Here is a 4,876-nt window from a genome sequence, read left to right on the forward strand (position 1 = left end):
CCCGAGCGAAGCGCTGCAGCGTCAACTTGGGCTGGCGCCGGGGCAGTCACTATTGGGCATCAAGGTCAACGTGATGCCGTTTGACTATGCGCTGTCGTTTGGCGGGCATTCATCGACGAGCCATAATCTGCTCGCGGGTCCGGTTGAGGATCTGATGATTGGTGTTTATTGGACACCCAATAGCCGTCAATTACGGATCGACTTGGATGCCAATCCTGCTTGCTACACTGCAGAGATGCTTGGCGCGCATCAGCGCCGGTTTATCCGGTTCATGCAAGTGCTTGCTGCCGATGCCACGCAATCGATTGATAGCATCGATCTGCTCGACGCTGACGAGCGGCATCGGCTACTGATTGAGTGGAATGCGACAAAACAAGACTATCCATCGCACTTATGCATCCACCAGTTGTTCGAAGCACAGGTTGAGCGCACGCCCGAAGCGCAGGCGCTGGTGTATGAAGATCAAACGTTCAGTTATGCGCAGCTGAATGCCCGGGCCAATCGCCTCGCGCACCAGCTGATCGAGTGGGGCGTCAAGCCCGATGCGCGCGTGGCGATCTGCGTGCAGCGCAGTGCCGCACTGGTTGTGGGGCTGCTGGCGATTCTGAAGGCCGGCGGTGCGTATGTGCCGCTCGATCCAAGCTATCCGGGTGAGCGCTTGGCACACATCCTCGCCGATGCGGCACCGAAGATTGTGCTCGCGGATGCGGCCGGGCGCGCGGCGTTGGGCGAGGCGGCGCTCGCTGAGTGTACGGTGCTCGATCCGACCACCCTGCCGGCGTTGCCGGACACGAATCCATCGGTTGCCGCGCTGACGGCCCGGCATCTGGCGTATGTGATCTACACATCCGGTTCCACCGGCACGCCCAAGGGCGTACAAAATGAGCACCAGGCGCTCGTCAATCGTCTGGTGTGGATGCAACAAGTTTATGGTTTGACGATGGCCGATTGTGTGCTTCAGAAAACACCCGTTAGCTTCGACGTGTCTGTCTGGGAGTTTTTCTGGACTTTGCTCAATGGCGCTACTCTGGTTGTGGCGGCACCCGATGTGCATAAAGATCCGGCTGCCCTGATAGAGTTGATCACTCGGCAGCGCGTTACCACGGCTCATTTTGTGCCGTCCATGCTTAGCCTGTTTTTGCACAATGAAGGGGTTCAGCACTGTACGTCTGTGAAACGGCTGATTTGCAGTGGCGAAGCGCTGCCAGGGGCGAGTGTACGGCTTTGCCAAACGCTGTTACCGGGCGCGCAGCTGTACAACTTGTATGGTCCGACGGAAGCAGCAATTGACGTGACGGCCTGGACTTGCCCGGCAAACTATACAGGGGAGATACTGTGCCAATCGGCCGGCCGATTGCGAACACGCGCGTTTATCTGCTCGATGCGCATGGGCAGCCGGTGCCCCTGGGTGCGGTCGGCGAGTTATCTATTGGCGGCGCAGGCGTCGCACGTGGCTATTTGAACCGCCCGGAGTTGACCGCCGAGCGCTTTGTGCCGGATCCGTTCTCCGATGAAGCGGGTGCGCGGCTGTATAAGACTGGTGACTTGGCGCGTTATTTACCGGACGGCAATCTGGAGTTTGTGGGGCGCAACGATGAGCAAGTGAAAATCCGTGGCTTTCGGATTGAACCGGGGGAGGTCGAAGCGTGCTTAACGGCGCATCCGCAGGTGCGTGATGCGGTGGTGGTAGCAACCGGTGAGGGCTCGGCTAAGCGGCTGGTGGCGTATGTGCAGGCCGAAGCGGATGAGCAATTGGCGAGCACACTGCGCGCACAGATGGCGGCGAGGCTGCCTGAATATATGGTGCCCAGTGCGTTCGTGCGGCTGGACGCTTTTCCGCTGACACCGAACGGCAAGCTTGATCGGCGTGCGCTGCCTGCACCGGACGCTGACGCGCTGGTGTATCAAGCATATGAAGCGCCGCAAGGCGAGCTCGAGACAACACTCGCGACAATCTGGGCGGAGCTATTGGGTGTCGAACGTGTCGGTCGGCACGACAGCTTCTTTGCGCTCGGCGGGCACTCGCTGCTGGCGGTGCAGCTCATTGAGCGTCTGCGGTGTCGGGGAGTCGGGTTATCCGTGCGTGCGCTGTTCGACACGCCGGTGCTCAGTGCGTTGGCGCAGACATTGGGCCAGCGCCGTGATGTGGCGGTGCCGCCCAACGCGATCACGCCCGATACGAGTGCAATTACGCCGTCGATGCTGCCGCTCATTGAGCTGACGCAAGCGGACATTGACCAGATTGTCGAGCAGGTGCCCGGTGGCGTAGCCAATATCCAGGACATTTATGCGCTGTCGCCGCTGCAAGACGGGCTGCTGTTTCACCATCTGCTGTCCAGCACAGGTGATCCGTATTTGCTAATGCAGCAGCTGGCCTTTGATAAGCGAGCGCGGCTTGACCAGTATTTGCACGCGCTGCAGCAGGTGATCGATCGCCACGATATGTTGCGCACTGCGTTTGTCTGGGAAAGCGTGTCCACGCCCGCGCAAGTGGTGTGGCGCCACGCGCGGCTGCCGATCACCGAACTGACGTTGGATGCCGCGGACGGGCCGATCGCCGAGCAATTGGCACGGCGCTTTGATTCGCGTCACACACGTTTGGAGCTGACGCAAGCGCCGCTGCTGCACTGTGCGATCGCACAAGACAATGAGGGCCGCTGGCTACTCATGCAGCGGCTGCACCATCTGATCATTGATCACTCGACGCTGGAAGTGATGCATGCGGAGGTGCGCGCATTCATCGAGGGTCGAGGCGACACGCTGCCGCCGGCGCAGCCGTTCCGCCATCTGGTCGCGCAAGCCCGGCTGGGCGTGAGCCAAGCCGAACACGAACACTTTTTTACCGAGCTGCTCGCTGACGTGGAGCCGACCCTGCCGTTTGGGCTTGCACAGGTACAGCGCGACGGCAGTGAAGTAAGCGAATCACACCGGATGCTGCCGCCAGTGTTGAACGATCGGCTGCGTGCGCAGGCGCGGCGCCTGGGCGTGAGTTTGGCAAGCTTGTGTCACTTAGCATGGGCGCAGGTGCTTGCACGCGCGAGCGGTCAGCAGCACGTGGTGTTTGGCACCGTGCTGTTTGGGCGGATGCAAGCGGGTGAGGGCGCCGATCGTGCGATGGGGCTCTTTATCAATACGCTGCCGCTGCGCGTGGATTTGGACGGCAGTGTGCAGGCTGCTGTGCATGCAACGAATGCGCGCCTGGCGGAGCTGTTGGAACATGAGCATGCGTCGCTGGCGCTCGCGCAGCGCTGCAGTGGCGTGCCGGCGGGCACGCCGCTTTTTAGTGCGCTGCTCAATTACCGGCACAATGCGATGGATTCAAGCGCGCGTAGCGGGCTACCGGGTGTTGAACTCTTGAGCGCGCAGGAGCGCACCAATTACCCGCTAACACTGTCGGTCGAGGACTTCGGGCAGGCGTTGGGGCTAACGGCCCAGAGCGTGCCGTCGCTGGAACCGGAGCGAGTGTGCGCGTATATGCAGCAGGCGCTACACAGCTTGACTGACGCGCTGGAGGCGACGTCCGACACCGCAGTGCAGCAGTTGCAGGTGCTGCCTGAAGCGGAGCGCCAGTTGTTGCTGCAGACATGGAATGCGACGCAGCGGGACTATCCGACACATCGGTGCGTGCACCAGTTATTCGAAGCGCAGGTCGAGCGTACGCCCGAAGTGCCGGCGCTGGTCTATGAAGATCAAACGTTCAGTTATGCTGAGTTGAACGCACAGGCCAATCGCTTGGCACACCAGCTCATCGAGTTAGGCGTCAAGGCGGACACGCGCGTGGCGATCTGTGTCGAGCGTAGTCCCGCACTGGTGGTGGGGCTGCTGGCGATTTTGAAAGCCGGCGGCGCGTATGTGCCGTTGGATCCTGCGTATCCGAGTGAGCGCTTAGCGCACATCCTCGCCGATGCGGCACCAAACATCGTGCTCGCGGAGGCGGCCGGGCGCGCTGCGTTGGGCGACGCGGCACTGGCCGAGTGTACGGTGCTTGATCCGGCTGCCCTACCAGCATTGCCGGACACGAATCCATCGGTGGCGGGCCTGACGACCCGGCATCTGGCGTATGTGATCTATACGTCCGGCTCGACCGGTATGCCCAAAGGGGTGATGGTTGAGCATTGCAATGTGGTCAATTTCCTGGCGGCCATGTCCTCCGCTCCTGGTATGGCAAGTCACGACCGTCTACTCGCTGTGACCAGCATCGCTTTCGATATTGCCGGGTTAGAGCTATATCTACCGATCAGCCAAGGTGCGACAGTTGTTCTGGCCCGCCGCGAGGATGTCACTGATCCAATCAAGCTTCAGAGTCGGATCATCGAGCAAAGAATCAGTGTGATGCAAGCGGTGCCGTCGGTTTGGCGTGCGCTCTTGGATTTGCCCGAGCCAACCCTTAACTTGACAGCACTATGCGGCGGGGAAGCGCTACCTGTAAGTTTATCCGCACAGCTGGATGGCATGACGCAAGGCGTGTGGAATCTGTACGGGCCCACCGAGACGACCATCTGGTCTTCCTTTTTATCCCTCTCCGAACAGCGAAATACGGCTGGCTCAACGGTATCCATCGGCCGGCCGATAGCGAACACAAGGATCTATCTGCTGGACACGCATGGGCAGCTAGTGCCACTGGGTGCGGTCGGTGAACTGTACATCGGTGGCGCAGGCGTCGCACGCGGTTACCTGAACCGCCCGACGCTGACCGCTGAACGCTTTGTGCCGGATCCGTTCTCAGAGGACGCGGGTGCACGGCTGTATAAGACCGGGGATGTGGCGCGTTACCGACCAGACGGCAATCTGGAGTATTTGGGGCGCAACGATGAGCAAGTGAAGATCCGCGGCTTTCGGATTGAACCAGGCGAGATCGAAGCGTGCTTAACGGTGC

1 pseudogene is annotated in these 4,876 nt (G+C 60.7%); it reads left to right on the forward strand.

Going from position 1 to position 4,876, the window contains the following annotated elements:
* Positions 1–4,876: pseudogene (locus tag KQH55_RS14580) on the forward strand (amino acid adenylation domain-containing protein); the annotation flags it as partial.

Source organism: Mycetohabitans sp. B3 (assembly GCF_021498065.1).
Classification (GTDB): Bacteria; Pseudomonadota; Gammaproteobacteria; order Burkholderiales; family Burkholderiaceae; genus Mycetohabitans.